Source organism: Umezawaea sp. Da 62-37 (genome assembly GCF_032460545.1).
Classification (GTDB): Bacteria; Actinomycetota; Actinomycetes; order Mycobacteriales; family Pseudonocardiaceae; genus Umezawaea.
The window spans coordinates 8,041,150-8,064,270 of record NZ_CP135965.1 but is presented as its reverse complement, the minus strand read 5'-3'; the positions used below and the strand labels follow the sequence as shown (position 1 = coordinate 8,064,270).

19 protein-coding genes and 1 pseudogene are annotated in these 23,121 nt (G+C 71.7%); 13 read left to right on the top strand and 7 right to left on the bottom strand.

The genetic code is table 11. The annotated features are described in order from the left end of the window. Nucleotides 1-28 precede the first annotated feature (28 nt). Both RM788_RS37275 and RM788_RS37270 read left to right on the top strand, forming a co-directional pair. Complete coding sequence (locus tag RM788_RS37275) at nt 29-913, top strand: alpha/beta fold hydrolase (protein ID WP_315924011.1); 885 nt, start codon at nt 29-31, stop codon at nt 911-913. 124 nt (nt 914-1,037) lie between these two features. Next, nucleotides 1,038-2,210 carry an HNH endonuclease signature motif containing protein gene (locus RM788_RS37270; protein ID WP_315924009.1) on the top strand — a complete coding sequence of 391 codons (1,173 nt, stop codon included), beginning with the start codon at nt 1,038-1,040 and terminating at the stop codon, nt 2,208-2,210. 210 nt (nt 2,211-2,420) lie between these two features. On the opposite strand, the pseudogene RM788_RS37265 reads toward RM788_RS37270, so the two are convergent. The 3 genes and pseudogenes from RM788_RS37265 to RM788_RS37255 form a co-directional block, all read right to left on the bottom strand. Next, a pseudogene (locus RM788_RS37265) lies at nt 2,421-3,720 on the bottom strand (IS4 family transposase). Between the two features lie 125 nt (nt 3,721-3,845). Then, nucleotides 3,846-4,517 carry a uridine kinase family protein gene (locus tag RM788_RS37260; RefSeq protein WP_315924007.1) on the bottom strand — a complete coding sequence of 224 codons (672 nt, stop codon included), beginning with the start codon at nt 4,515-4,517 and terminating at the stop codon, nt 3,846-3,848. Beyond that, nucleotides 4,514-5,164: a GntR family transcriptional regulator gene (locus tag RM788_RS37255; RefSeq protein ID WP_315924005.1), complete on the bottom strand. Its 651-nt coding sequence runs from the start codon at nt 5,162-5,164 to the stop codon at nt 4,514-4,516. Before RM788_RS37255 ends, RM788_RS37260 begins: the two co-directional genes overlap by 4 nt. Before the next feature lie 76 nt (nt 5,165-5,240). Here RM788_RS37255 and RM788_RS37250 point away from each other — a divergent pair, with 76 nt between their 5' ends. The 10 genes from RM788_RS37250 to RM788_RS37205 all read left to right on the top strand — a co-directional run bounded on the left by RM788_RS37250 (nt 5,241) and on the right by RM788_RS37205 (nt 17,888). Next, a complete protein-coding gene (locus RM788_RS37250; RefSeq protein WP_315924003.1) occupies nt 5,241-6,194 on the top strand; it encodes an asparaginase in 954 nt (317 codons plus the stop codon). A 20-nt stretch (nt 6,195-6,214) separates the two neighbouring features. Beyond that, the gene (locus tag RM788_RS37245; protein ID WP_315924001.1) at nt 6,215-6,529 is read left to right on the top strand and encodes a hypothetical protein; all 315 of its coding nucleotides are present in this window, start codon (nt 6,215-6,217) and stop codon (nt 6,527-6,529) included. A 54-nt stretch (nt 6,530-6,583) separates the two neighbouring features. Continuing rightward, nucleotides 6,584-7,012, top strand: a complete 429-nt coding sequence (gene msrB, locus RM788_RS37240) for a peptide-methionine (R)-S-oxide reductase MsrB (protein WP_315923999.1) — start codon at nt 6,584-6,586, stop codon at nt 7,010-7,012. Between the two features lie 335 nt (nt 7,013-7,347). Next, nucleotides 7,348-8,262: a TIGR04222 domain-containing membrane protein gene (locus RM788_RS37235; protein WP_315923997.1), complete on the top strand. Its 915-nt coding sequence runs from the start codon at nt 7,348-7,350 to the stop codon at nt 8,260-8,262. 129 nt (nt 8,263-8,391) lie between these two features. Further along, on the top strand, nt 8,392-9,255 hold the full coding sequence (locus tag RM788_RS37230; protein WP_315923995.1) for a TIGR04222 domain-containing membrane protein: 864 nt from the start codon (nt 8,392-8,394) through the stop codon (nt 9,253-9,255). After that, entirely contained in the window at nt 9,255-10,070 is an 816-nt protein-coding gene (locus RM788_RS37225) for an MbnB/TglH/ChrH family RiPP precursor modification enzyme (protein ID WP_315934854.1), read from the top strand. The genes RM788_RS37230 and RM788_RS37225 overlap by 1 nt, the downstream gene beginning before the upstream one ends. After that, a complete protein-coding gene (locus RM788_RS37220; protein ID WP_315923993.1) occupies nt 10,067-10,414 on the top strand; it encodes an SCO6045 C-terminal-like domain-containing protein in 348 nt (115 codons plus the stop codon). The genes RM788_RS37225 and RM788_RS37220 overlap by 4 nt, the downstream gene beginning before the upstream one ends. Nucleotides 10,415-10,439: 25 nt before the next feature. Continuing rightward, nucleotides 10,440-10,922, top strand: a complete 483-nt coding sequence (locus tag RM788_RS37215) for a hypothetical protein (protein ID WP_315923991.1) — start codon at nt 10,440-10,442, stop codon at nt 10,920-10,922. Between the two features lie 232 nt (nt 10,923-11,154). Beyond that, complete coding sequence (locus tag RM788_RS37210; RefSeq protein ID WP_315923989.1) at nt 11,155-14,367, top strand: S8 family serine peptidase; 3,213 nt, start codon at nt 11,155-11,157, stop codon at nt 14,365-14,367. Nucleotides 14,368-14,648: 281 nt separating this feature from the next. Further along, nucleotides 14,649-17,888, top strand: coding sequence for a S8 family serine peptidase (locus tag RM788_RS37205; protein WP_315923987.1), 3,240 nt, complete (start codon nt 14,649-14,651; stop codon nt 17,886-17,888). 46 nt (nt 17,889-17,934) lie between these two features. Here the strand turns inward: RM788_RS37205 and hemQ are convergent, their stop codons facing one another. From hemQ to hemE, 3 genes are read right to left on the bottom strand one after another with little or no spacing between them, the layout of a single operon-like run. Further along, a complete protein-coding gene (gene hemQ, locus RM788_RS37200; protein ID WP_315923985.1) occupies nt 17,935-18,627 on the bottom strand; it encodes a hydrogen peroxide-dependent heme synthase in 693 nt (230 codons plus the stop codon). Nucleotides 18,628-18,640: 13 nt separating this feature from the next. Continuing rightward, a complete protein-coding gene (hemG, locus tag RM788_RS37195; protein WP_315923983.1) occupies nt 18,641-20,062 on the bottom strand; it encodes a protoporphyrinogen oxidase in 1,422 nt (473 codons plus the stop codon). Further along, complete coding sequence (gene hemE, locus RM788_RS37190; RefSeq protein ID WP_315923981.1) at nt 20,059-21,105, bottom strand: uroporphyrinogen decarboxylase; 1,047 nt, start codon at nt 21,103-21,105, stop codon at nt 20,059-20,061. Before hemE ends, hemG begins: the two co-directional genes overlap by 4 nt. A gap of 102 nt (nt 21,106-21,207) precedes the next feature. On the opposite strand from hemE, the gene RM788_RS37185 reads away from it, so the two are divergent. Next, nucleotides 21,208-21,771 (top strand): DUF3000 domain-containing protein, encoded by a 564-nt coding sequence (locus tag RM788_RS37185; RefSeq protein WP_315923979.1) that lies wholly within the window; start codon nt 21,208-21,210, stop codon nt 21,769-21,771. A gap of 156 nt (nt 21,772-21,927) precedes the next feature. On the opposite strand, the gene RM788_RS37180 is transcribed toward RM788_RS37185, so the two are convergent. Then, nucleotides 21,928-23,088 (bottom strand): dipeptidase, encoded by a 1,161-nt coding sequence (locus tag RM788_RS37180; RefSeq protein WP_315923977.1) that lies wholly within the window; start codon nt 23,086-23,088, stop codon nt 21,928-21,930. Nucleotides 23,089-23,121 lie beyond the last annotated feature (33 nt).

Genomic DNA, 23,121 nt, shown 5'->3' with positions numbered 1-23,121 from the left:
CGGGCCGCGCCCAGCGCAGGCTGTAGTCATGCGATCACGACGCGACGTCTTCCAGCTCAGCACCGCGACCGACGCCACTGCGTTGACGAGGCTGCGGATCCCCACTGCCGCTGGCACGTTCGACGCGGTCGCCGCCGGTCCCCTCGACGGCCGCAAGGTCCTGCTGCTGCACGGGGTGCCCGAGTGCGGGATCGAGTGGCGGCACCAGCTGCGCGCCCTCGCCGCTGACGGCTACCGCGCCGTGGCGCCCAACCAGCGCGGGTACTCCCCCGGCGTGCGGCCCAAGCGGGTCGACGACTACCGGGTGGAGCACGGCGTGGACGACGTCGCGGCCATCGCCGACCAGCTGGGGTGGCGGCGGTTCGACCTGGTCGGGCACGACTGGGGTGCCGTGGTCGGCTGGGAGGCGGCTGCCCGGCTGCCGCTGCGGGTGCGGACGCTGACCGCCGTGTCCGCGCCGCATCCGGGGGCGTTCGCCGAGGCGCTGCGCAGTGATCCGGACCAGCAGCGGCGGAGCGCGCTGCTCGACTACCTGCGCCAGCCCGAGGTGCCGGAACGGGAAATGCTGGCCAACGGGGCCGCGCGGCTGCGCCAGGGCTGGCCCGCGGTGATCCCGAGGCAGAGGGTGGAGCAGTACGTGCGGCAGCTGTCGGAGCCGGGGGCGCTGACGGCGGCGCTGAACTGGTACCGGGCGAACACGTTCACCGGCGACTACCAGCCGGTGTCGGTGCCGACGATGTTCCTGTGGGGGTCCGAGGACGACGCCGTGGGACCGGAGGCGGCGCAGGCGACCAGCGATTGGGTGACGGGGGCGTACCGGTTCGAGGTGCTCGACCAGGTGGGGCACTTCGTGCCGGAGGAGGCGGCGGAGCGGACCACGGCCCTGCTGCTGGAGCACCTGGCCGGGCATTGATGGCGGTGGCTTGTGGGTACGGGCGGGTGGCGTGCCGGTGCCGCTGCTTTGAATCACTCGATAGAACCGCAGTTCATAGTTTATTCGGATGGTTTTGACCGGTGGTCAATAATATTATTGGGATATGGACGGATTGGGGCTGCTTGACGACGCGGGGCTGATGGATGCCCTGCGCGTTGAGGTTGAGCGCGCCCGGTCCGCGCACGCGTCGGTGTTGGCGGTGGTGGCTGAGGCGCGGGCTCGCGGGTTGGAGACGCGGGCTGGTTATCGGAGCTTGGCGGAGTTGGTCAAGCATGTGGTGCGGGTGGATATCGGTGAGGCAAAGCGGTGGGTGGCGCAAGCGTCTGCGGTTTTCCCATCGGTCACACCGACCGGTGCCGTGGTGGCTGTTCCGCTGCCTGTGGTGGCGAAGGCTGTGGCCGAAGGCGTGTTGTCGTCGGCGCATCTGGATGTGCTGGTCGGTGTGATGGCCGGGTTGCCCGTGGAGGCGGAGCGGATCCTGGTGGATGTGGCCCGTTCTGCTGAGCCCGCGGGGGTGCGGGCGGTGGCCGCCGGTATCCGGGCGCGGATTGACCAGGACGGGTGTGAGCCCGATGACCGTGAGCCGGCTCAGCCGGTGAACCTGTTGCATCTGCGGATGAAGGCGGATGGTCGGGTGGAGTTCAGTGGCCGGTTGGGTGCTGAGCAGGGTGGGTTGTTGCGGGCGTTGATCGGGCCGTTGGCCAAGCCGCACGCCGCCGACGCCGCCGGTCCGGACACCCGCACCTTGCCCGAGCGGCAGGGTGATGCGTTGGCGGATGTGCTGAGTCTGGCGTCGCGGTCGCGGGATCTGCCGATCGAGGCCGGTGAGCGTCCGCATGTCACGGTGACCGTCGACTACAAGACCCTGGTGTCGGGTGTTGGGACCGCGATCCTGGGTGACAGCAGCGTGATCAGTGCCGGTGAGGCGCGTCGGATCGCGTGCACCGCTGGAATCATCCCCGCCGTGATGGGTGAGCGCAGTGAGATGTTGAACATCGGGCGGATGTCGCGCCGGTTGACTCCGCATCTGCGGCGGGCGTTGCACCTGCGGGATGGCGGGTGTGCTTTTCCGATGTGCGATCGTCCGCCGAATTGGGCTGATGCCCATCACATTCGGGAATGGCATCGGGGCGGGGATACCAGTGTCGACAACCTGGTGTTGTTGTGCCGCCGTCATCACGTGCTGATCCACCACAGCGAATGGGAGGTCCGGGTGTCGGGCGGCCTCCCGGAATTCCACCCGCCCGCGTTCATGGATCAATGCCACGTAGCTTAAGTTGATCATGCTTGTTGGGGATTGAGGGTATACAGCCGGACGGTCGCAGGACCGCCGTGACGGATACTGGCGGGCTCGTCGGGCTCTTTCATCCGGTAACTGTTGTGCCGGAACCGTTTGACCGCACGAGGACACGTCCGTTCACGGCGCGGCGGAATCCGCAGCCCCGCGATCCGGGCCAGCACACCGGGCAGAGCCCGCGCCCAGCACTCAGGGGGAAATGTCCGCCGTCCCGGTGGCGGAACGACGGACCAGACGCAGGACCCCGGTATAGGACAGCCGGTCCGGATCCAGATCGGCAGCCTCGGCCGCCCTGGCCATCAACGCGGTGATCGCGTGATGCACGATCAACCAGGCCCAGATCTCCTGGTGCACCAGATCCGGAAGCCGCGACCTCAGCACCCGGCCCGGCCCACGTAGATGGGTCTTGAGCTGGTCGTTCGCCGTCTCCTGCTCCCACCTCTGGTGATAGGCCGCCGCCAACTCGTCGGCACGCGCGTGGGCCGGGTCGGTGATCGTGGTCAACAACACGATCAACTCGCCCTCCCCGTTCCCGAGACGGTCGGGCACGTCGTACTCAACCACCCTGACCAGGTGCCCCTCCCGCGGATCGAGCTCCTCACCGGCCACGGCCGCGGCGATCACCCTCTCCCGACGCCCTCCACGCAGCGCCGGATCGACCACGACCGACAGGTAGGTCCCATCGGGCAGGACCCGCACGACCGGCAACCGCAGTTGGGTCGGGGCCCGCCACAACAACGCCGCACCCGTCCCCGCGGCCAGCCCCCACGCGCGGAACCCGTAGAAGTTCCGGTCCGCGGTCAGCAACTCCTCCCGCCGCAACCGCGGATAGAGCCGCCCGGCCAGGGTCTTCTCCCCCGACCGCGTAGGCACCGACCTCCGCGGCCACGAACGCGTGCGTGCCGCACTCGGCCACCGCCACCACCCGCGCCTTCGGGAACGCCGACCGTTTCCCGGTAGGTCCGCCGTATCCGAACTCCGCCGCGTTGCCCGGCGTGTCAGGCACATCCACGTCGAACCCGTCGATCGCCAACACCCGCCATCCCCGCAACCACGACCCCCGGCCCCGGCCCGTCGCGATCGCCCCGGCCACCGGCGACGCGTCACCGGCCACCGGACCACAGGTCCGCTCGAAGATCTCCGGGAACACCCCGCGCCCCAACCGTTTCCTCGCCTGGGTGATCGCACTCGCGGTCGGCACGGCCCAGTCCGCGTTCCAGCATCCCCACCGGTCCAACGACCCGGTGACCCTGGTCGCGACCTCGGTGTAGTCGTCCTCGGGAAACAGGCACAGCGCCATCGTCAGATACGCCACCACATGCGGCGGCAGTTTCCCGTCCGATCGTTTCGCACCGACACCGCACACCGCGACCGCGTCATCCACCGCGTCCCGTGACACCGCGGCCACCAGCACACCCAACGACACCTGATCCGGCGACACCACACCCGCGTCCACACCGCAGACCGTGCCGGCCCCCGACACGACCACCAGGTCACCACGCCGAACCGACAACAAGAACCCCACACAACACCATGATCAACTTAAGCTACGTGGCATTGGTTCATGGATCCGCATCGCAGACCGGTGCGCAATGAGATGCGAAGACTCGCGGGCTAGTACCGAATCACTCGGGCGGCGGTGACGATTTCGGTGTCCGGGTCATGGGGGAGGTCGATCGTGCCCGCCACGACGATGGTCGCCTTCCGCCACGGCTGTTCGCGGAGCAGGAACGGGAGTTCCTCGGCCAGCCACGCGGCGATGTGCTGACGCTGGGCGGCCGAGTCGCCGTCGCGGGCCGCGAGTCGGCGTTCCTGCTCGTCCAGGTCGCCCTGCACCCAGATCGAGGCGTCGAGCCACGGGGCCAGCTCGGTGCGGATGACGCCGGTGCCCTCGATCCACACGACGTCGGTGCCCGCCGGGACGCGGATCGTGCCGGGTCGGTCGTGGTCGGTCCAGGCCCGCGGGCGGAACTCCACCGCCTCGCCCCGGTGCAGGGGCTTGAGGACGTGCTCGGTCAGGAGCTGCCCCCAGTCGAAGCAGGCGTGGTTCCAGGCGATGTCGTCGGTGTGCACGACTCCGGACGCGGGGACGAACTCGCACAGGCGTTGGACGAGGGTCGACTTGCCCGCACCGCCGCGGCCGTCGACGGCGACGAGGAGGGGGCGGCCGGTGACGTCGGGTGCCGCTTCGCGCAGTCGGCGCAGGACGTTGGACAGTTCTTCGACGTGCCAGTCCGCGGCCTCGACTTCGCCGGCGTGCAGGCGCATCCGGGGCCGGTCGGTCATGAGGGCCCCAAGCCGGTGAGCATCTGAGCCCGCACCCTGGAGAGGTGGCGGCGCATGACGCGGTTGGCCAGATGGGTGTCGCCCGTGGCCACGGCGGCCACCAGCGCGTCGTGGTCGTCGAGCGAGGCCTGCTGGTGCGGCGGGTCGTCCTTCAGGCCCGCGCGGAGCAGGACGACCCGCTGCTGGACGAGGCGGACCTGTTCGGCGATGCGGGGGCTGCGGGCGGCGTCCAGCAGCGCCTGGTGGAACGCCAGGTCGAGGCGGTACGGGAAGCGGGCGCCCGTCTGGTGGGTCCTGCGGGATTCGGCGCAGACCTCGCGCAGCCGGTCGACGTCCCTGTCGGTCCGCCTGCTGGCGGCCAGTTCCGCCGCCGCGCATTCGAGGGCCGTGCGGAGTTCGAAGAGCGCGCGCACCTCGTCGGCGTCGGCTTTGGGGACGTGGGCGCCCTTGTTGGGCACGAGCACGAGCAAGCCCTCGCTGGAGAGGTGGCGGATGGCCTCGCGCAGCGGGCCGCGGCTGATGCCCAGGCGCTGGGCCAGTTCCACCTCGTTGACCCGCTCGCCCGGTGGGATCTCGCCGGTCAGCACCAGCTCGCGCAGGACGTCGACGGTCTGGCCTGCCAGGCTCAGGTGGAGCGGGGGTGTCACGTGCGTCTCCCAGGGCTGGTCCGCGGCGGTCACCTCATGTTAACTGTCGACAGTTGGCAGTCCTTGAGGAGGCGGCGTGGCGCACGAGGTGGTGGCCGAGGTGTGGCGGGGCGAGTTCCTGGAGTCCGTGCACCACGGCACGGTCGTGGCGCTGGGCGCTGACGGGCGGGCCGTGCTGAGCGTGGGGCGGCCGGAGCTGGTGGCGTTCCCGCGGTCGTCCAACAAGCCGGTGCAGGGGCTGGCGATGGTGCGCAACGGGCTGGAACTGGACGGTGAGCTGCTGGCGCTGGCCTGTGCCAGCCACTCGGGCGAGGACTTCCACGTCGAGGGCGTCCGGAAGATCCTGGCCACGGCGGGACTGACCGTCGACGCGCTCCAGTGCACGCCCGACCTGCCCATCGGCGAGGCCGCGCTGGCCGCGCACCTGAAGGCCGGCCGGGGCCCCGCGCCCGAGTACATGAACTGCTCCGGCAAGCACGCCGCGATGCTGCTGACCTGCGTGCGCAACGGCTGGTCCACCGATGACTACCTCGCGTTCGAACACCCGCTCCAGCTGGCGATCGTCACCACGCTGGAGGAGCTGGCCGGCGAGCCGGTCGGGGCGGTCGGCGTGGACGGGTGCGGGGCGCCGCTGTTCGGCATCAGCCTGAACGGGCTGGCCAGGGCGTTCGGCAGGATGGCGGGCGCGGCGGAGGGGACGCCGGAGCACCGGGTCGCGGCGGCCATGAACGCCCACCCGGAACACGTGGGCGGCACGGGCCGGGACGTCACGGCCCTGATGCGCGCGCTGCCCGGCGCGATGGCCAAGGACGGGGCCGAGGGCGTGTACGCGATCGGGCTGCCCGACGGGTCGGCGGTCGCGCTGAAGATCGCGGACGGGTCCAGCCGGGCGCGGGCCGTGGTGGTCGTGGCGGCGCTGCGGGTGCTGGGCGTGGACGTCGGGTCGCTGACCTCGTTGGCGACGGTGCCGATCCTCGGTCACGGACGGGCGGTCGGCGCGGTGCGACCGGCTTTGGCCCTGGCGGGCTGAGGAACCTCTATTCTCGGATGATGGCCACCTTTCCAGGCGCGGAAAGACCTGACGACGAACCGGAGAAGCGGTTCGCCGACGACCTCATCGGGCTCGATCCGGCGGATCCCGAGGCCAAGGCCTTCGCGGAACACCTGGACCGGATGGAGCGGGAACGCCCCGGTTACACCGTCGAGGGATACCTCGCGGGGGTCGCGGACTTCGCCGATTCGGCGAACCGCGCGAGCGGTGAGCAACGTCTCGTGGCCGTGCTGGTGGTGGGGCTGATCCTGCTCGGCGTGCTGATCAGCGTGTGGTTCGGCCTCGGCGAGATCATCGCCGTGCTGTTCGGCTGAGCCGTAAGATACCCACAACCCACCCCGGCCCCGGAATCGCATTAGCGTGGAGGCATGGAACCTGTTGTCGGCGCCACGCCGAAGGACGTCCGTTCGGAGCAGGAGTGGCGGGAGAGCCTGAGCCCGAGCGAGTACAAGGTGCTCCGCGAGGGCGGCACCGAGCCCGCCTGGGTCGGTGAGTACACGGACACCAAGACCGTCGGTGTCTACGAGTGCCGCGCGTGCGGCACGGAGTTGTTCCGCAGCGAGACCAAGTTCGACTCGCACTGCGGGTGGCCGTCGTTCTTCTCCCCGCTGGCCGCGGACCGCGTCATCCTGCGCGAGGACCGCGCGATGGGCATGGTGCGCACGGAGGTGTTGTGCGCGAATTGCCACAGCCACCTCGGGCACGTGTTCGAGGGCGAGGGTTACGGAACTCCGACCGATCAGCGCTACTGCATCAACAGCATCAGCCTGCGTTTGGCGGACGAGCCCGCGAACTGACGCGGAATGCGCCGACAACGCCGCTGCGCGATCGCACGGATACGCAAAGCAACAGGCGACACGGCGACCGCGGTGCAGCAGACTGGAACCGCCGCACCGGATGGCGTCGCCCCGCGGCGCCACCCGGATTCGTCTCTGACCTGGGAGGAAGCATGCTTTCGCGCAAGGGCACCGACGGTGAGGGTTCTGGCGGAGTCGACGGGTCCACGTCCTCCTAAGAATCGCCCAATACCAGCCTAAATCTTGCTCAAGCCCCTTGTCGCGGTGTGTTCCACAGCACACGATTGCCTTTCGATTGGCGGACTCGATCCGCCGAGAGCGGTAGGGGGTGGACCGTGGACCAGCCGTGGGGGCTCTCGGGCCCGGAATTCCTGAGGATCTACTGGATCGCGCTGGGCGTCGCCCTGCTGTTCGCGGTCTTCGTCCGGATGCGCGTGCGGGCCAGTCGGGGAGACGAGCCCGCACGCGATCTCGGCATCGACGAACTCGCGTACCTGTCCGGCGGGCCGCGCCGGGTGGTCGAGGCCTCGCTGGCCCGGCTGATCGAGGCCGAGGCCCTGCGCTCGACGCGCCGCGGCACCGTCAGCCTGATCGGCAAGCCCCGTTCGGCCAACGCGGTGGACGCCGCCGTCCTGGAGGACGCGTCCCGCTACAGCAAGCGCACGCTGAACCTGCTCATGGCCACCGTCGCGCAGACCGGCGCGGTGAAGTCGATCGCGACCCGGCTGGGCGAGCAGGGGCTGCTCGTCGACCCCGACGTGGCGAAGCGGCGGCTGCGGCTGGGGATCGTGCCGATGCTGGTCCTGTTCCTGATCGGGGTCGTCCGCTGGGTCAACGGGATCGCGATCGGCGCGCCCGTCGGCTGGCTGACGCTCCAGCTGGTGGTCACGGCCCTGCTGGGGGTGCTGCTGACCCGGTCCGGCCGGATCCGCAACACGGCCAAGGGGGACCGCGCGCTGCAGAGCGCCCGTTCGGGTGACACCGGGGGTGGGGCGCTCGGCCCGGCCGTGGCGGTGGGCGGCGCGGTCGGGCTGGTCGCCCTCGGCGGCCTGTCGGCGCACCCGGACCTGACGCTGCGCACGGCGCTGATGACCCAGGCCTACGGGACGGGGTCGGCGGGCGGCGGGTCCGGCGCGAGTTCGACGTACGTGGGGAGCTCGTGCTCGAGTTCGAGCGGAAGCAGCTGCGGCAGCGGGGGCGGCAGCAGTTGCGGTGGTGGCGGCGGCTGCGGCGGTGGGGGCGGCAGCTGACCGCGGGGGGACGCCAAGGCCATCACGGGCGGTGTGACGCCCTCGTGATGGCCTTGGCCGCTTGACGCGGAACGATCGGGCCCGCCGGGGAGTCGGATGGCCATCGGCTTGGGTGAAAGGGCGGCGGGCATGACTTCCGGGACGAGGACATCGGGTAGACCAGGCATTTCGGCCGAGGAGTTCGGTTACCTGTCGGGCGGGCCGGGGCGCGCGGCGGAGGTGGCGGTCGTCCGCCTCCTCGAAGGCGGGCTGCTGCGGATCTCCCGCGAGGGCGTGGTGAGCGCGGTGGCCTCGGGCGCCGCGGGCGCGGGCACCCCGCTGGAGGCGTACGTGCTGGGCGCGGCCCGCACCGGCCGGATGCTGGGCGACCTGGTCAAGTCCACGGCCACCAGCGAGGCGGCCTCGTCGTTGCGGCTGCACCTGGTCGAACGCGGTCTGGTCGTGTCGGACTCGCGCCGCAAGGCGATGTCGAGGATCCAGGTGCTCGGTCTGGTGGTGGCCTTGGCCGGCTTCGCGTCCGTCGGCCTGTTCCACCTGCACATCGGGATCGCGATCGGCCTGCTCGTCTTGGCGCTGCTGATCCGCTGGTTCGCGCGCAGGCTGCGGCGTCCGGTGCGGCGCGCCGGACGGCGTGAGGCCCGCCGGGTCGCGGTGGCGCCCGGCGACCGGGTGGGCATGGTGGCGCAGATGGGTCTGCTGGGCCGGATCGGCCAGTTCCCGCGGCAGTACCACGTGTGGGAGATGCTGGGCATCGCGCCGAGCGCGGGTGCGACGCTGCGCAAGGGCAAGCGCCCGAGGACGAACGACGGCGGCACGATGTACGCGAGCAGCTGCTCCAGTTGTTCCAGCTGCTCCGGTGGCGGGTGCGGGGCGGACAACAGCGGGTGCGGGAGCAGCGGCGGCAGTTGCGGGTCGAGCAGCGGCGACAGCGGGTCGTCGTGCAGCAGCGGTTCGTCCTGCGGGTCGTCGTGCGGCGGAGGAGGCGGGGACTGATGGGCGTGCTCGACAGGCTCGGCGTCGGCATCGGCTGGCGCCCGGAGATCGACCTGACCGTGGAACGGCTGCCCGGTGTCGACTTCGTCGAGGTCGTGGCGGAGAACCTGCACGTGGAGCACCTGCCGGAGTCGATCCTGCTGCTGCGCCAACGGGGTGTCCCGGTGCTGCCGCACGCGGTGTCGCTGTCGCTGGGCAGCGCGGACCCGGTGGACCTGCGCCGCGTCGAGCACCTGGGCTCGGTCGCCGAGGCGCTGGGGGCGCCGCTGGTGAGCGACCACGTGTGCTTCGTCCGCGCGGGCGGGCTCGACTCGGGCCACCTGATGCCGGTGCCGCGCACGCGCGACGCGCTGGACGTGCTGGTGGCCAACGTGAAGACGGCGCAGGCGAACCTGCCCGTGCCGCTGGCGCTGGAGAACATCGCCGCCCTGCTGGAGTGGCCCGACGGCGAACTGACCGAAGGCCGGTTCCTCGCGGAGCTGGTGGAGCGCACGGACTGCCACCTGCTGATCGACGTGGCCAACCTGCACGCGAACGCGCTGAACCTGGGCACCGACCCGAACCGGTTCCTCGACGAGATCCCGTTGGAGCGCCTGGCCTACGTGCACGTGGCGGGCGGGGTGGAGCACAACGGCGTCTACCACGACACGCACGCCCACGCGGTGCGGCCGGAGGTGTTGGAGCTGCTGGGCGAGCTGCGGTCCAGAGTGGACCCTCCGGGTGTGCTGCTGGAGCGCGACGACAACTACCCGTCGGACACCGAGCTGGCCGACGAGCTCGCGGCGATCCGCGGAGTGCTGGCGAGGCACGCGTGACCGGGGACCAGCGGGAGCGGCTCGCGCTGGCGCAGGCGGAGCTGCTGACGGCGCTGCTCGCGGGCGGCCCCTCCCCCGCCGGGTTCGACCAGCGCCTGCTGCGGGTGGAGGCGAACTCGTTGCTGGCCAAGCGGCGCGGCATCGTGGCGATGCTCGGCCCCGAGGTCACCGACGTGCTGGCCGACCGCTTCCGGCCGCTGTTCGACGAGTACGCCCGCGCGCATCCCCGCAGGACCGGCAGCCGGGCGCGGGAGGACGCGGCGGACTTCGCGGCGTGGGCGCGGGAACGCGGCGAACTCCCTTCGGCGAAGCCGAAGCGCTGGTGGCGGCGGGACGCAACCTGAAGGGCCCCACCTCCGTCTGGTGGTCATGAGGATCGTCGTTGTGCTGGGCTGCCTGCTGGTGCTGGGCGCGTGCGGGGCGGAACCCGAGGGCGGCTGCACGCTGATCGGCACGTCGGTGGGCATCGGGCTGGACGTGGCGATGCCCGCGGCGCGGACCGCGACGATGGAGGTCTGCTGGGACGGCAGGTGCGTCGATCCCGCCGTGGAGCTGCGTCCGTCGTCGGCGGCTGGCCCGCAGACGTGCACCGGCACCGCCCCCGACGACTCGTGCGCGGTGTCGATGGTGCCGACCGGCGGGCGTTACGGCTTCGCCGACGTCCCCGACCTGCCGACCGGACCGGTGGCGGTCACCCTGCGGCTGATGGACGCGAACGGCGCGGTGCTGGTCGACGAGGTGCTCACCGCGACGCCGAAACCGGCCTACCCCAACGGGGTGGAATGCGGCGGCCAGGGGCCGCAGACCGGCCTGGTGGTGTCCGCGGCGGGGGTCGTCACCGAGCGGACCTGAGGCCGGGAAAGACAGGGGTTCGCATCCTGGAACTTGGGCCATTGGGAGTAGTCCGAGCACCGGCGGGGTCGCTAGGTTCGGGAGCGCTGGGGGGATTTCGTCACTTTCGGTACACCGCTGCCGCCGTTGGTCCGGCGCCTTCCAGCAGCGCATCCGGGCGGGTGCGCGTCCCTGGAGGGGGAGGTAGCAGTTGCTATCGACACGACGGCACGGCAGGCGCTTAAGCGCTTCCGTGCTCGCATTGGGGCTGGTCGTCGGGGCCACGCAGGTGGCTACGGCCGCTCCGTCCGGATCCCGCCACTTCGACACCCGTGACGTCGGTTCCGTCACCCTGATCACCGGCGACCGGGTGGTGACCGGCGAGGGGACGGGCTCGATCGTCCCCGGTCCCGGCCGCGAGGAGCTGGTCTTCTCCACCTACACCGCGGACGGCCACCGGTACGTGCTGCCGAGCGACGTCGGGCCGCTGCTGGCCTCGGGCAAGCTCGACCGCAGGCTGTTCGACGTGACCGGGCTGATCGAGTCGCGCTACGACGACTCGCACCGCGACAGCCTGCCGCTGCTCGTCACGCCCGCGCCCGGCCGGAGCGCGGCCGCGGCCGTCACCGGGATGACCCGGACCGCGGACCTCCCGGTCGTGGGGTCGTTCGCGGCGACCACGGCGAAGGCCACCGCGACGACGACGTGGCAAGCGCTTGCCGCGGCACCGGACGACTACCGCAAGATCCGGCTGGACGGCTTGCGGCAGCCCAGTCTCGACCGCAGCGTGCCGCAGATCGGCGCGCCCGTGGCATGGCAGGCCGGGTACACCGGCACCGGCGTGAAGGTCGCCGTGCTGGACACCGGCGTCGACGCCGCGCACCCGGACCTCGTCGGGCAGGAACTGGTGGAGCGCAACTTCACCGAGGACCCCGACAACACCGACCTGGTCGGCCACGGCACGCACGTCGCGTCGACCATCGCGAGCAAGGGGACCAAGTACCGCGGGGTGGCGCCCGACGCGAAGATCCTCGACGGCAAGGTCTGCGTGACCTACGGCTGCGCGGAGTCCTGGATCCTCAACGGGATGGTGTGGGCCGCCGAGCAGGACGCCGACGTGGTGAACCTGAGCCTGGGCGGCGGCGACAGCCCCGACATCGACCCGCTCGAAGAGGCCGTGAACACGCTTTCCGCCCAGTACGGCACGCTGTTCGTGATCGCCGCGGGCAACTCCGGGGCCGCGGAGACCGTCGGCTCCCCCGGCAGCGCGGACGCCGCGCTGACCGTCGGCGCCGTCGACCGCGACGACGACATCGCCCCGTTCTCCAGCCGCGGCCCGCGGACCGGTGACGGCGCGGTCAAGCCGGACATCACCGCGCCCGGCGTGGACATCGTCGCGGCGAAGTCCTCCACCGGCAGCATCGGCACCCCGGCGGGCGACGGCTACGTGTCGATGTCGGGCACGTCGATGGCCACCCCGCACGTGGCGGGCTCGGCGGCGCTGATCAAGCAGCAGCACCCGGACTGGACCGGCGCGCAGGTCAAGGCGGCGCTCGTCGCCTCGGCCAAGCCCAACCCCGCGCTGACCGCCTACGACCAGGGCGCCGGGCGGGTGGACCTCACCAGGGCCATCGGCCAGACGGTGACCACCGACCCGGTCAGCGTCGGGCTGGGGCTCCAGCAGTGGCCGCACGACGACGACGTGGCGGTCACCGAGGAAGCCACCTACCGCAATTCCGGCACCGAGTCCGTGACCCTGGACCTGGCGCTCGACGTCAAGGGCCCCGACGGAAAACCCGCACCCGCGGGCCTCTTCACCGTGGACCCCACGATCGTCACCGTCCCCGCGGGCGGCGCGGCGAAGGTCTCCGTCACCGGCGACACCAGGATCGGCACGCTGGACGGCGGTTACAGCGGCTCGATCGTCGCCACCTCCGGCACGACCGTGGTGCGCACCCCGGTCGGCGTCGTGCGCGAAGTCGAGAGCTACCAGGTCACGCTGAACTACACCGGCCAGGACGGCGCGCCCTCGTCGACCTACTCGACGTTGCTGATCGGCTTCGACAACGGCGGCGTCTACTTCCCCTACGACGAGGACGGCAGCGTCGAACTCCGGCTTCCCAAGGGGAACTACTACGCCTCGACGACCATCAGGACCGGGGAGCTCTCCGCCGTGCTGCCCTACCCCGGCTTCACCGTGACGCGGGAGGCCACCGTCGAACTCGACGCGCGGCTGGCGAAACCGATCTCCGTCTCGGTACCGGATCAGGGGGCAACGGCCGACTTCGCCGAGATCGGCGAAGTGCGCATGCAGGGCAAGAGCGGTCTGGTCGGCTTCACGGGCTTCCTCGGCGGCTTCGACGGCAGGGTCTCGATCGGCAACATCGGCCCGGCGGTCGGTGCGGACGAGTTCTCCTCGCTGATCAGCACGCACTGGACCGGGACGCCGATGGGCACCACGCCCGTCAACCACCGCACCGGCAAGCTGTTCAGCGGCAAGGCGCCCACCGGGTACACCGCCGCGCTCGCCAAGCGGGACTTCGCCGAGGTGAAGACCCGGATCGGGCCCAGCGCTGAGGGCCGGGACACCTGGTTCGGCCTCGGGGCGGTCGATCCCATCGGCGGTGGCGGCGGGTGGCTCAAGCAGACCGCCGCACCCGGCGAGGTGATCGACAACCTGGCGGGCGACGGCGTCCGGTGGCGGTCGTCGTACCGGGCGTACCAGTCGCCCGACCCGGCCGCGCCGTTCGACACCCTGCTGAACGGCGACCCCCGGAGCTACCAGGCCGGGAAGCGCTACTCGGGGACGATCAACACGGCCGTGTTCGGGCCCGCCCAGCAGACGAACGGGTACCACCTCGCCAGGGCGGAGGACACGATCTACGTCAACGTGGCCCTCTTCGGCGACGGCGCGGGGAACCCCGGCTACTCGGCGTTCGACTCCGCCCGCACCACGCTGTTCCGCGAGGGCACGAAGGTCGGCGAGACCGACAGCGACGCGTACGGGCAGTTCCCCGTGCCCGCCGCCGCGGGCTCCTACCGGCTGGAGACCGAGGCGACCCGCGCCAAGGGCGTGTCCGACGTGAGCACGAAGGTCAGCGGCGCTTGGACGTTCCGCTCCGCGCACGCGGGCGCTGAGGCGCTGGAACCCCTGCCGCTGACGCTGGTCCGGTTCCAGCCGAAGCTCGACGCGGCGAACTCCACGCCCGCCGGGCGGCTCTTGCGGGTGCCGCTGGTCGTCCAGCAGAACCCCGGCGCCGACAACGGCCGGGTCGGCCGGGTCTCCGTCGACGTCTCGTTCGACGACGGCAAGACCTGGCGGCACGCGCCCGTCGTCGGTGACTCGGCGCTGGTGTTCAACGGTCCCGCGGGCGGTTTCGCGTCGTTGCGCGCGAAGACGACCGACAGCAAGGGGAACACGGCCGAGAACACGGTGATCCGGGCCTACAAGATCGCAGGCAGGTAGCCGGGCCGGGCCCGTGGCGCGTCGTCGCCACGGGCCCGGCAACCGGTGTCCGACGAACGGGCACCGGTGTCCGAGCGGGAGATTCGCGGGTTGCGCCGCGACGGGCCCGTGACACACATTCGCCCTCCCACGACGGGACGGCGTCACGGCTCTTCGACATCGATATGTTCGGAGCGCCCTGGGACTTTCGTCACGACCGGTGCACCGCCCCCCACCGGTCGACCGACGCTCCCCGGGGCTGTGCACCCCTGCACGCGCTCCACCGAATCGGGAGGTGGCTGTTGCGATCAACTCGACGACACGGCGCTCTACTGGGAGTCGCCGCGCTCGCGTTCGGACTCGTGGTCGGGTCCACGGGAGTGTCGGAGGCCCAAGGGTCCCCGACGGTTTCCACGACATCGGGCGACACCGGTTCCGTCACGCTCATCACGGGTGACCGCGTCGTGCTCGACGGCACCGGGGCGGGCTCGATCGTCCCCGGCGCGGGTCGGGACAACGTTGTCTTCTCCACGTCCACCGAGCACGGGCACCTGTTCGTCGTGCCCGCCGACGCCCGGCGCGACGTGGCGTCCGGCAGGCTGGACCGGCGGCTGTTCGACGTCACCGAACTGATCGCCTCGCGCTACGACGACGCGCACCGCGACTCGGTGCCGCTGATCCTCACCACCGGCGAGGACCCGCGGGCTGCGGGCGCCCTCGTGGGCACGACGGTCACCGGCGACCTGCCCACCGTGCGGTCGTTCGCGGCGCGCACGGCCAAGGCGCAGGCCGCGGACACGTGGCGCGCGCTCCTCGCGGACAGCGCTTACACGAAGATCCGGCTGGACGGCCTGCGGCAGCTCAGCCTGGACCGCAGCGTGCCGCAGATCGGTGCCCCGGAAGCCTGGAAGGCCGGGTACACCGGCACCGGCGTGAAGGTCGCGGTGCTCGACACCGGCGTCGACGCCACGCACCCGGACCTCGTGGGCCGCGAACTGGTGGAGAAGAACTTCACCACGGACCCGGACAACCTGGACCTGGTCGGCCACGGCACGCACGTCGCGTCCACGATCGCCAGCTCCGGCGCGAAGTACCGCGGGGTGGCACCGGACGCGAAGATCATGGACGGCAAGGTCTGCGTGTCCGGCGGCTGCGCGGAGTCCTGGATCCTCGACGGGATGGCGTGGGCGGCCCAGGAGGGCGCCGACGTCGTGAACCTCAGCCTCGGCGGCGGTGACACCCCCGAGATCGACCCGCTCGAAGAAGCCGTGAACACGCTTTCCGCCCAGTACGGCACGCTGTTCGTCATCGCCGCGGGCAACTCCGGCGGGCCGGAGACGATCGGCTCCCCCGGCAGCGCGGACGCCGCGCTGACCGTCGGCGCCGTCGACCGCGATGACGCCATCGCCCCGTTCTCCAGCCGGGGCCCCCGGATCGGCGACGGCGCGATCAAGCCCGACATCACCGCGCCGGGCGTCGACATCGTGGCGGCGAAGTCCTCCACCGGCAGCATCGGCACGCCCGCCGGTGACGGCTACGTGTCGATGTCGGGCACGTCGATGGCCACCCCGCACGTCGCCGGGTCCGCCGCGCTGATCAAGCAGCAGCACCCGGACTGGACCGGTTCGCGGATCAAGGCGGCGCTGGTCGCCTCCGCCAAGCCCAACCCGGCGCTGACGGCGTACGACCAGGGCGCGGGACGGGTCGACGTGGCCAAGGCGATCACCCAGACCGTGACCGCCGAGCCCTCGAACATCAACCTGGGCCTCCAGGAGTGGCCGCACGCCGACGACGTGCCGGTGACCAAGGAGGTCACCTACCGCAACTCCGGCGCCGAGGCGGTCGTGCTCGACGTGGCCGTGGACGCCAGGGGGCCGGACGGCAAGCCCGCGCCCGCGGGTCTGCTCACCGCGAGCCCGGCGAAGGTGACCGTGCCCGCCGGTGGCGAGGCGAAGGTCAGCGTCGTCGGCGACACCAGGGTCGGCACGGTCGACGGCGCGTACACCGGCGCGCTGGTCGCCACGTCGGCGACCGGTTCGGTGCGCAGCCCGCTCGGGATCGTCCGCGAGCTCGAGAGCTACCAGGTGACCGTGAACCACGTCGACGCCGACGGCAAGCCCGCCGCGGACGCCTACTCGGTCCTCGTGGGACTGGACGTCGAGAAGTCGTTCTACTTCTCCCCTGGCGACGGCATCACGACCGTCCGCGTGCCCAAGGGCCGCTACTTCGGGACGAGCACCGTCATCACCGGGGACAAGTACGCCGTCCTGACCCACCCGGAGCTGACGATCACCGGGGACACCACCGTCGAGGTCAACGCGCGGCTCGCCAAGCCGGTGAAGGTGTCCATCCCCGAACCCGACGCCGAGGGCATCCTCGCCGAGTTCAGCGTGACGAGGTGGAACGGGGACACCCGGTTCGGGTACGGCACGGTGTTCTTCGGCGGCTTCGGCGACTCGATGTACTCCGCCCAGCTCGGCCCGGACGTCCCGGCGGACGCACTGGCCTCGCGGGTCGGCTCCCAGTGGCGGGGCACGCCCCAGGGCGACCTGCCGATCAACTACCGGTACACCAGGTCGTGGGCGGGGACGGTGCCGACCGGACACGTCCGCGACCTCGGCAAGGCGGACCTCTCCGAGGTCAGGACGACGGTCGGCCCGAACCCCGAGGGCAGGAAGCACCTGCTGGGGTTCAGCGCCGTCGACTCGCGCGGCGGCGGCGGGTGGTCGTGGCTCGCCCCCATGAGCCCGACGGCCACCGGGGTCGACTACCTCGCCGGTGAAGGGGTCAAGTGGAGTTCCTTCCACCTCCAGGAACTCGGGAACACCACCGAGGCGGAGCAGCTCACGCCGCCGAAGGCGTTCAAGCCGGGCAAGCAGTACGACAACAAGCCCGGCTACGCGGTCTTCGGGCCCTCGATCGGCGGGTACGACCAGGCGCTGGCCCGGTCGGGCGACACCATCCGGGCCTCGGTGCCGCTCTTCGGCGACAGCACGGGCGGTGAGGGCTACTCGGCGGTCGACACCGCCAGGACCACCCTGTTCCGCGACGGCGTGAAGGTCGGAGAGACGGCCTACGACGGGTTCGGCCAGTTCGCCGTGCCCGCCGCGGCGGGCTCCTACCGGCTGGAGACCGAGGCGACCCGCGCCAAGGGCGTGTCCGACGTGAGCACGAAGGTCAGCGGCGCTTGGACGTTCCGCTCGACGCACGTGGACGCGCTGACGAACCTGCCGCTGTCGGTGATCCGGTTCCAGCCGAAGCTCGACGAGGAGAACTCCACGCCCGCCGGGCGGCTCCTGCGGGTGCCGCTGGTCGTGCAGCAGAACCCCGGCGCGGCGAACGGCCGGGTTGGCAGGGTCTCGGTCGACGTCTCGTTCGACGACGGCAAGACCTGGCGGCACGCGCCCGTGATCGGTGACTCGGCGCTGGTGCTCAACGCACCGGGGGCGGACTTCGCCTCGTTGCGCGCCAAGACCACCGACAGCAGGGGGAACACGGCCGAGAACACGGTGATCAGGGCTTACAAGATCGCCAAGAAGTAGCGGTGGCGGGCCCGTGGCGCCCAACGCGCCACGGGCCCTCCCGCGTTCAGGGCAGGTTGGTGACGAGCTCGGCCGCCGGGACCCGGGTGCCGGTGTAGAACGGGATCTCCTCGCGCACGTGCAGCCGCGCCTCGGTGCCGCGCAGGTGCCGCATGAGGTCGACGATGCGGTGCAGCTCGTCCGCCTCGAACGCCAGCATCCACTCGTAGTCGCCGAGCGCGAACGAGGACACCGTGTTCGCCCGGACGTCCGGGTAGTCCCGCGCCTCCTTGCCGTGGTCGGCCAGCATCTTGCGCCGGTCCTCCTCGGGCAGCAGGTACCACTCGTAGGAGCGCACGAACGGGTACACGCAGATGTACTTGCGCGCCTCCTCGCCCGCGAGGAACGCGGGGATGTGGCTGCGGTTGAACTCGGCGGGGCGGTGCAGCGCGACCTGGCTCCACACCGGCACGGACACCCTGCCCACGGCGGTGCGGCGGAAACCCTGGTAGGCGGCTTGCAGCTGTTCGATCTCCTCGGCGTGCCACCAGATCATGTAGTCCGCGTCGGCCCGCAGGCCCGCCACGTCGTACACGCCGCGCACGACGACGCCCTTGCCCTCCAGGGAGTCGAGGTAGTTCTGCGCCTCGGTGGCGGACGGGCCGCGGTCCTCGGGGAGGCGACCGGGTTCGACGCGGAACACCGACCACATGGTGTAGCGGATGGTGTCGTTCAGCTCGGAGAAGTTCAGGCGGGCCATGGCCCCCATCCTCTCACCGCCGGACGCGGCCGAGGAGGTGGGCGGCGACACGTGCGGCCGCCGAGTCCGCCGTCGCGATGCACGCGGGCACGCCGACGCCGTGCAGCGACGCCCCCGCCACCGCGACACCGGGCAGTTCGGCCACCGCCTGCTCGATGCCCGACACCAGGTCGAGGTGGCCGACGCCGTACTGCGGCAGGCCGCCGCCCCAGCGGGTGACGGCGGTGTCGATCGGCGCGGCGGTGATGCCGGTCAGCTCGGCGAGGTCCGCGCGCACGACCTTGACCAGGTCGGCGTCCGAGCGCTGGAGCAGCGCGGTCTGGCCGAAGCGGCCGACCGAGCCGCGGACCAGCAGCGGCCCGTCGGCCAGGTGCGCCCACTTGCGGCTGGAGAACGTGAAGGCCTTGGCGGTGAACGGGGTGCTGTCGGCGTACCGCTCCCCCTCGGCGAGCAGCACGCCGGAGCGCTCCGGCAGCGGGGTGCCCGGCGGGAACGCCATGGCGACCACGGCCATCGAGGCGACGTCGATCTCGGCGTACCGCTTCGCGGCGGCCGGGGCCACCCCGGAGAGCAGCTTGCGCGCGGACGGCGCGGGCACGGCCAGCACGATGCCGTCGACGTCGAGGTACCCCGGCGTGGACGCCGAGCCGATCTCCAGCCGCCAGCCGACGTCGCGCCAGATCAGCGCGCGCACCGGCAGGCCCAGGCGGATCTCGGCGGCGGACGCCTCCGCGAGGCGGTCGGTCAGCGCGGACAGGCCGCCGGAGAGCGTGCCGAACACCGGGGGCCGCTTGGCGCGGGCCTGCGGCGGGGCGGGCATGGCGGCCGCGGCGGCCGCGAGCAGCGACCCGACGCCGGAGTCCAGCGCGGTGGCCAGCTGCGGCATCGTGGCGCGCAGGCCGAGCGACTTCACGTTGCCCGCGTACACGCCGCCGAGCAGCGGACCGACCAGGCGGGCGCCGACCTCGGGGCCGAACCGCTCGTGCAGCAGCGTGCCGACGGCGACGTCCTTGCCGTCCAGGCGGATCGGCGGCAGCGACGGCTCGGACTGGACGCGGTGGTAGCCCTCGGTGGACAGCACCGGGCGCACGGCCTCGGCCGTCGCGGGCACGCCCAGGAGGGTGCGCGTCGGGATCGACCTCACCTCGCCGCCCGCGCGGATGCTCGCCGCGGCGCCGGTCGGGTGCACCACGGACCCCGCGAGGCCGAGTTCGAGGATCAGCTCGGCCGCTTCCGGCCTGCGCACCAGGAAGGCCTCGGTGCCGATGTCGTAGGCGTGCCCGGCCAGCTCGACGGTGCGCAGCTTGCCGCCCAGCCGGTCGGCCTGCTCGATGACGGTGATCAGGGCCGAAGGGCCCAGCAGGCAACGGAGGCGGTGCGCCGCGGCCAGACCGGAGACACCGCCCCCGACGACCGCGACGTGGAGTGGCCTCATCTCGCGGCGTGCACCAGCTCGACGGCCTTGGTGATCATCTCCGGGTCGGTGTCGGGCAGCACGCCGTGACCGAGGTTGAAGATGTGCCCGGCCGCGGTCTTGCCCTCGCCGACGATCCGGTCGACCTCGCGCTTGAGCGCGGGCACGCCCGCGAACAGCAGCGCCGGGTCCAGGTTGCCCTGCACGACCGGCGCGGGCAGCTCCGGAGCGGCCTCGCGCAGCCTGCGCACGGCCACGTCCAGCGGGATGCGCCAGTCGACGCCGACGACGTCCGCGCCCGCCTCCCGCATCGCGGGCAGCAGCTCGCCCGTGCCCACGCCGAAGTGGATGCGCGGCACGCCCGTGATCGACGACAGCACGCGGGTCGAGTGCGGCAGCACGAACTCGCGGTAGTCGCGCTCGGACAGCGCGCCCGCCCACGAGTCGAACAGCTGCACGGCCGACACGCCCGCCGCGACCTGCGCCTGGAGGAACGTCGCGGTCAGGTCCGCGATCCGGCCCAGCAGCCTGTGCCACAGCTCGGGATCGCCGTGCATGAGCGCCTTCGTGCGCTCGTGGTTGCGGCTCGGGCCGCCCTCCACGAGGTAGGACGCCAACGTGAACGGCGCGCCCGCGAACCCGATCAGCGGCACGCCGCCGAGTTCCTTGAGCAGCAGGCCGATCGCGTCCAGCACCGGCTGGACCTGCTCGGTGCGCAGCTCCGGCAGCGCGGCCACGTCCTCGGCCGTGCGCACCGGGTGCGCGACGACGGGTCCGGTGCCCGGCACGATGTCCAGGTCGACGCCCGCGGCCTTCAGCGGCACCACGATGTCGCTGAACAGGATCGCCGCGTCCACGTCGTGCCTGCGCACCGGCTGCATCGTGATCTCGCGGACCATCTCCGGGTCCATGCAGGCGTCGAGCATGGCGGTGCCCGCGCGCAGTTCGCGGTACTCCGGCAGCGAACGGCCCGCCTGGCGCATGAACCAGACCGGGGTGCGGGAAGGGGTTCCGCCGCGCGCGGCGACCAGCAGCGGAGCCTCGGTGAGTTGCGAGTTCGTCATCGCCGCTCATCGTCCCACGCGAGGGGAAAGCGCTTCGGCGCGGTGCCTCCGCTCGGCGTGCCGCCCGCCGGCGGCGGCGCATTTGGGCATACAGTCGGCGACGTGACCGGAATCGCGGCGGAGCCCGAGTTGTTCCGGCGGGCGGTGGCGACGCTCAAGTCGGTGCGGACCCGGCCAGAGCTGGAAATCACCGAAGTGCGCCCGCCGCAACGTCTCGCACCCTGGGCGTACGCAATGACGGCCGAGGTGACCGGCCCGTCCGACGAGCTGTCCACCGGCAGGCTCGTCCTCCTGCACGACCCCGAGGGCGTCGACGCCTGGGACGGCGTCTTCCGGCTCGTGGCCTACGTGCGGGTCGAGCTGGACCCGGAGCTGGCGGCGGACCCGCTGCTGCCCGAGGTCGGCTGGTCGTGGCTCGCCGAGTCCCTCGAGGTGTCGGGCGCGCGCTTCATCGCGCTGGGCGGGACGGTCACGCAGACCTCGTCGGCCAGGTTCGGCGACATCTCCGGCCCCGCCAGGACCGACGACCTCGAACTGCGGGCCTCGTGGACGGCCGAGGACGCCGAGCTCGCCGCCCACGGCACCGCGTTCTACGACCTGATGGCCACCGCCGTCGGCCTGCCCCCGGTGGGCGTCTCGCTCTTCGGCCAGCGCTCCGGGCACTAGGGCCTGCCACCCGGCCTGTTTCCGGGGCCCGTTCCCGCTCCGTCCGGTTTCCGGCGCATTGGCGATCCGCGCCGGAAACCGCCGTCGAAACCACCCGTTCGCGGCACCGATCCGCACAGTATTAATGCACGTGCATTTGCACCGGCGGAATTCCGGTCAGTCGTTGTCGCGGAGCACGCGGAGAATGTTGCTCCCCGCCAACTTCTCCAGGTCCTCCTCGCTCCACTTGCGGTCGAGCAGTTCCCCGAACAGATTCGGATAGGTGGACACGTCCTCCAGGCCTTCGGGGAGCGCCTTCACCCCGTCGTAGTCGCCGCCCAGCCCGATGTGGTCGATCCCGGCCACCTCGCGGGCGTGCTCCACGTGCGCCACCACGTCCCCGATCGTCGCCCTCGGCAGGGGTCCGCCGCCCGTCCAGGTGGCCGTGAACCGGTTGCGGGCCTCCCAGTCGTTGTGGCGCTCCCCCGCCGCGGCCATGGCCTCCCTGAGCGCCGCATCCCGCTCGGCGTGGCGCCGCGAGACGAATTCCGGGACGAACGTGACCATGCAGACCCCGCCGTTGCCCGCCAGCCCGCCCAGCACGTCGTCCGGCACGTTGCGCGGGTGGTCGGCGACGGCCCGGCACGAGGAGTGGCTGAAGATCACCGGCTTGGACGAGGTGGTCAGCGCGTCGCGCATCGTGGACGGCGCCACGTGGGACAGGTCGACCAGCATCCCGATCCGGTTCATCTCGCGCACGACCTCGCGCCCGAAGTCGGTCAGCCCGCCGTGCGCCGGTTCGTCGGTGGCCGAGTCCGCCCAGGGGGTGTTCTCGTTGTGCGTGAGCGTCATGTACCGCACCCCGAGCCTCCTGAGCGCCCGCAGGACACCCAGGGAGGAGTTGATGCTGTGCCCGCCCTCGGCGCCCAGCAGCGAGGCGACGCGACCGCTCGCGAAAGCCGCCTCGGCCTCCGCCGCCGTCGTCGCGATCGCCAGGTCGTCGGGGTACCGGGCGGCCAGCTCGTGGACGAGGTCGACCTGCTCCAGCACGGTGGTCACCGCGGCGTCACCGGCGAGCGAGCACGGGATCCAGACGGACCAGAACTGAAGACCCACTCGGCCCTCGCGCAGCCGCACCAGGTCGGTGTGGAGTGTCGGTTGACGCACCGACAGGTCCACTCCGGCCGCCGTGGCGCGCACGTCGCCCGTTGACTTTTCACTCTTGTCGTCGGTTTCGAAGAAGTCGCGGAGCGCCCAAGGCAGGTCGTTGTGCCCGTCGGCGAGCTGGATCCGCCCGAGGAGTACCTGCGCACGATCCCGGCTTGTGCTGCTCGCCACTGGGAACTCCTAGATGTCGTTGTGAGTGAGACT

What these genes read in the sequence shown, in the direction of transcription:
- RM788_RS37260 (WP_315924007.1), bottom strand. Translation starts at nt 4,517, where the DNA reads ATGACCGACCGGCCCCGGATGCGCCTGCACGCCGGCGAAGTCGAGGCC.
- RM788_RS37215 (WP_315923991.1), top strand. Translation starts at nt 10,440, where the DNA reads ATGAGGATCGTCGTTGTGCTGGGCTGCCTGCTGGTGCTGGGCGCGTGC.
- RM788_RS37245 (WP_315924001.1), top strand. Translation starts at nt 6,215, where the DNA reads ATGGCCACCTTTCCAGGCGCGGAAAGACCTGACGACGAACCGGAGAAG.
- msrB (WP_315923999.1), top strand. Translation starts at nt 6,584, where the DNA reads ATGGAACCTGTTGTCGGCGCCACGCCGAAGGACGTCCGTTCGGAGCAG.
- hemG (WP_315923983.1), bottom strand. Translation starts at nt 20,062, where the DNA reads ATGAGGCCACTCCACGTCGCGGTCGTCGGGGGCGGTGTCTCCGGTCTG.
- hemE (WP_315923981.1), bottom strand. Translation starts at nt 21,105, where the DNA reads ATGACGAACTCGCAACTCACCGAGGCTCCGCTGCTGGTCGCCGCGCGC.
- RM788_RS37225 (WP_315934854.1), top strand. Translation starts at nt 9,255, where the DNA reads ATGGGCGTGCTCGACAGGCTCGGCGTCGGCATCGGCTGGCGCCCGGAG.
- RM788_RS37270 (WP_315924009.1), top strand. Translation starts at nt 1,038, where the DNA reads ATGGACGGATTGGGGCTGCTTGACGACGCGGGGCTGATGGATGCCCTG.
- RM788_RS37275 (WP_315924011.1), top strand. Translation starts at nt 29, where the DNA reads ATGCGATCACGACGCGACGTCTTCCAGCTCAGCACCGCGACCGACGCC.
- RM788_RS37230 (WP_315923995.1), top strand. Translation starts at nt 8,392, where the DNA reads ATGACTTCCGGGACGAGGACATCGGGTAGACCAGGCATTTCGGCCGAG.
- hemQ (WP_315923985.1), bottom strand. Translation starts at nt 18,627, where the DNA reads ATGGCCCGCCTGAACTTCTCCGAGCTGAACGACACCATCCGCTACACC.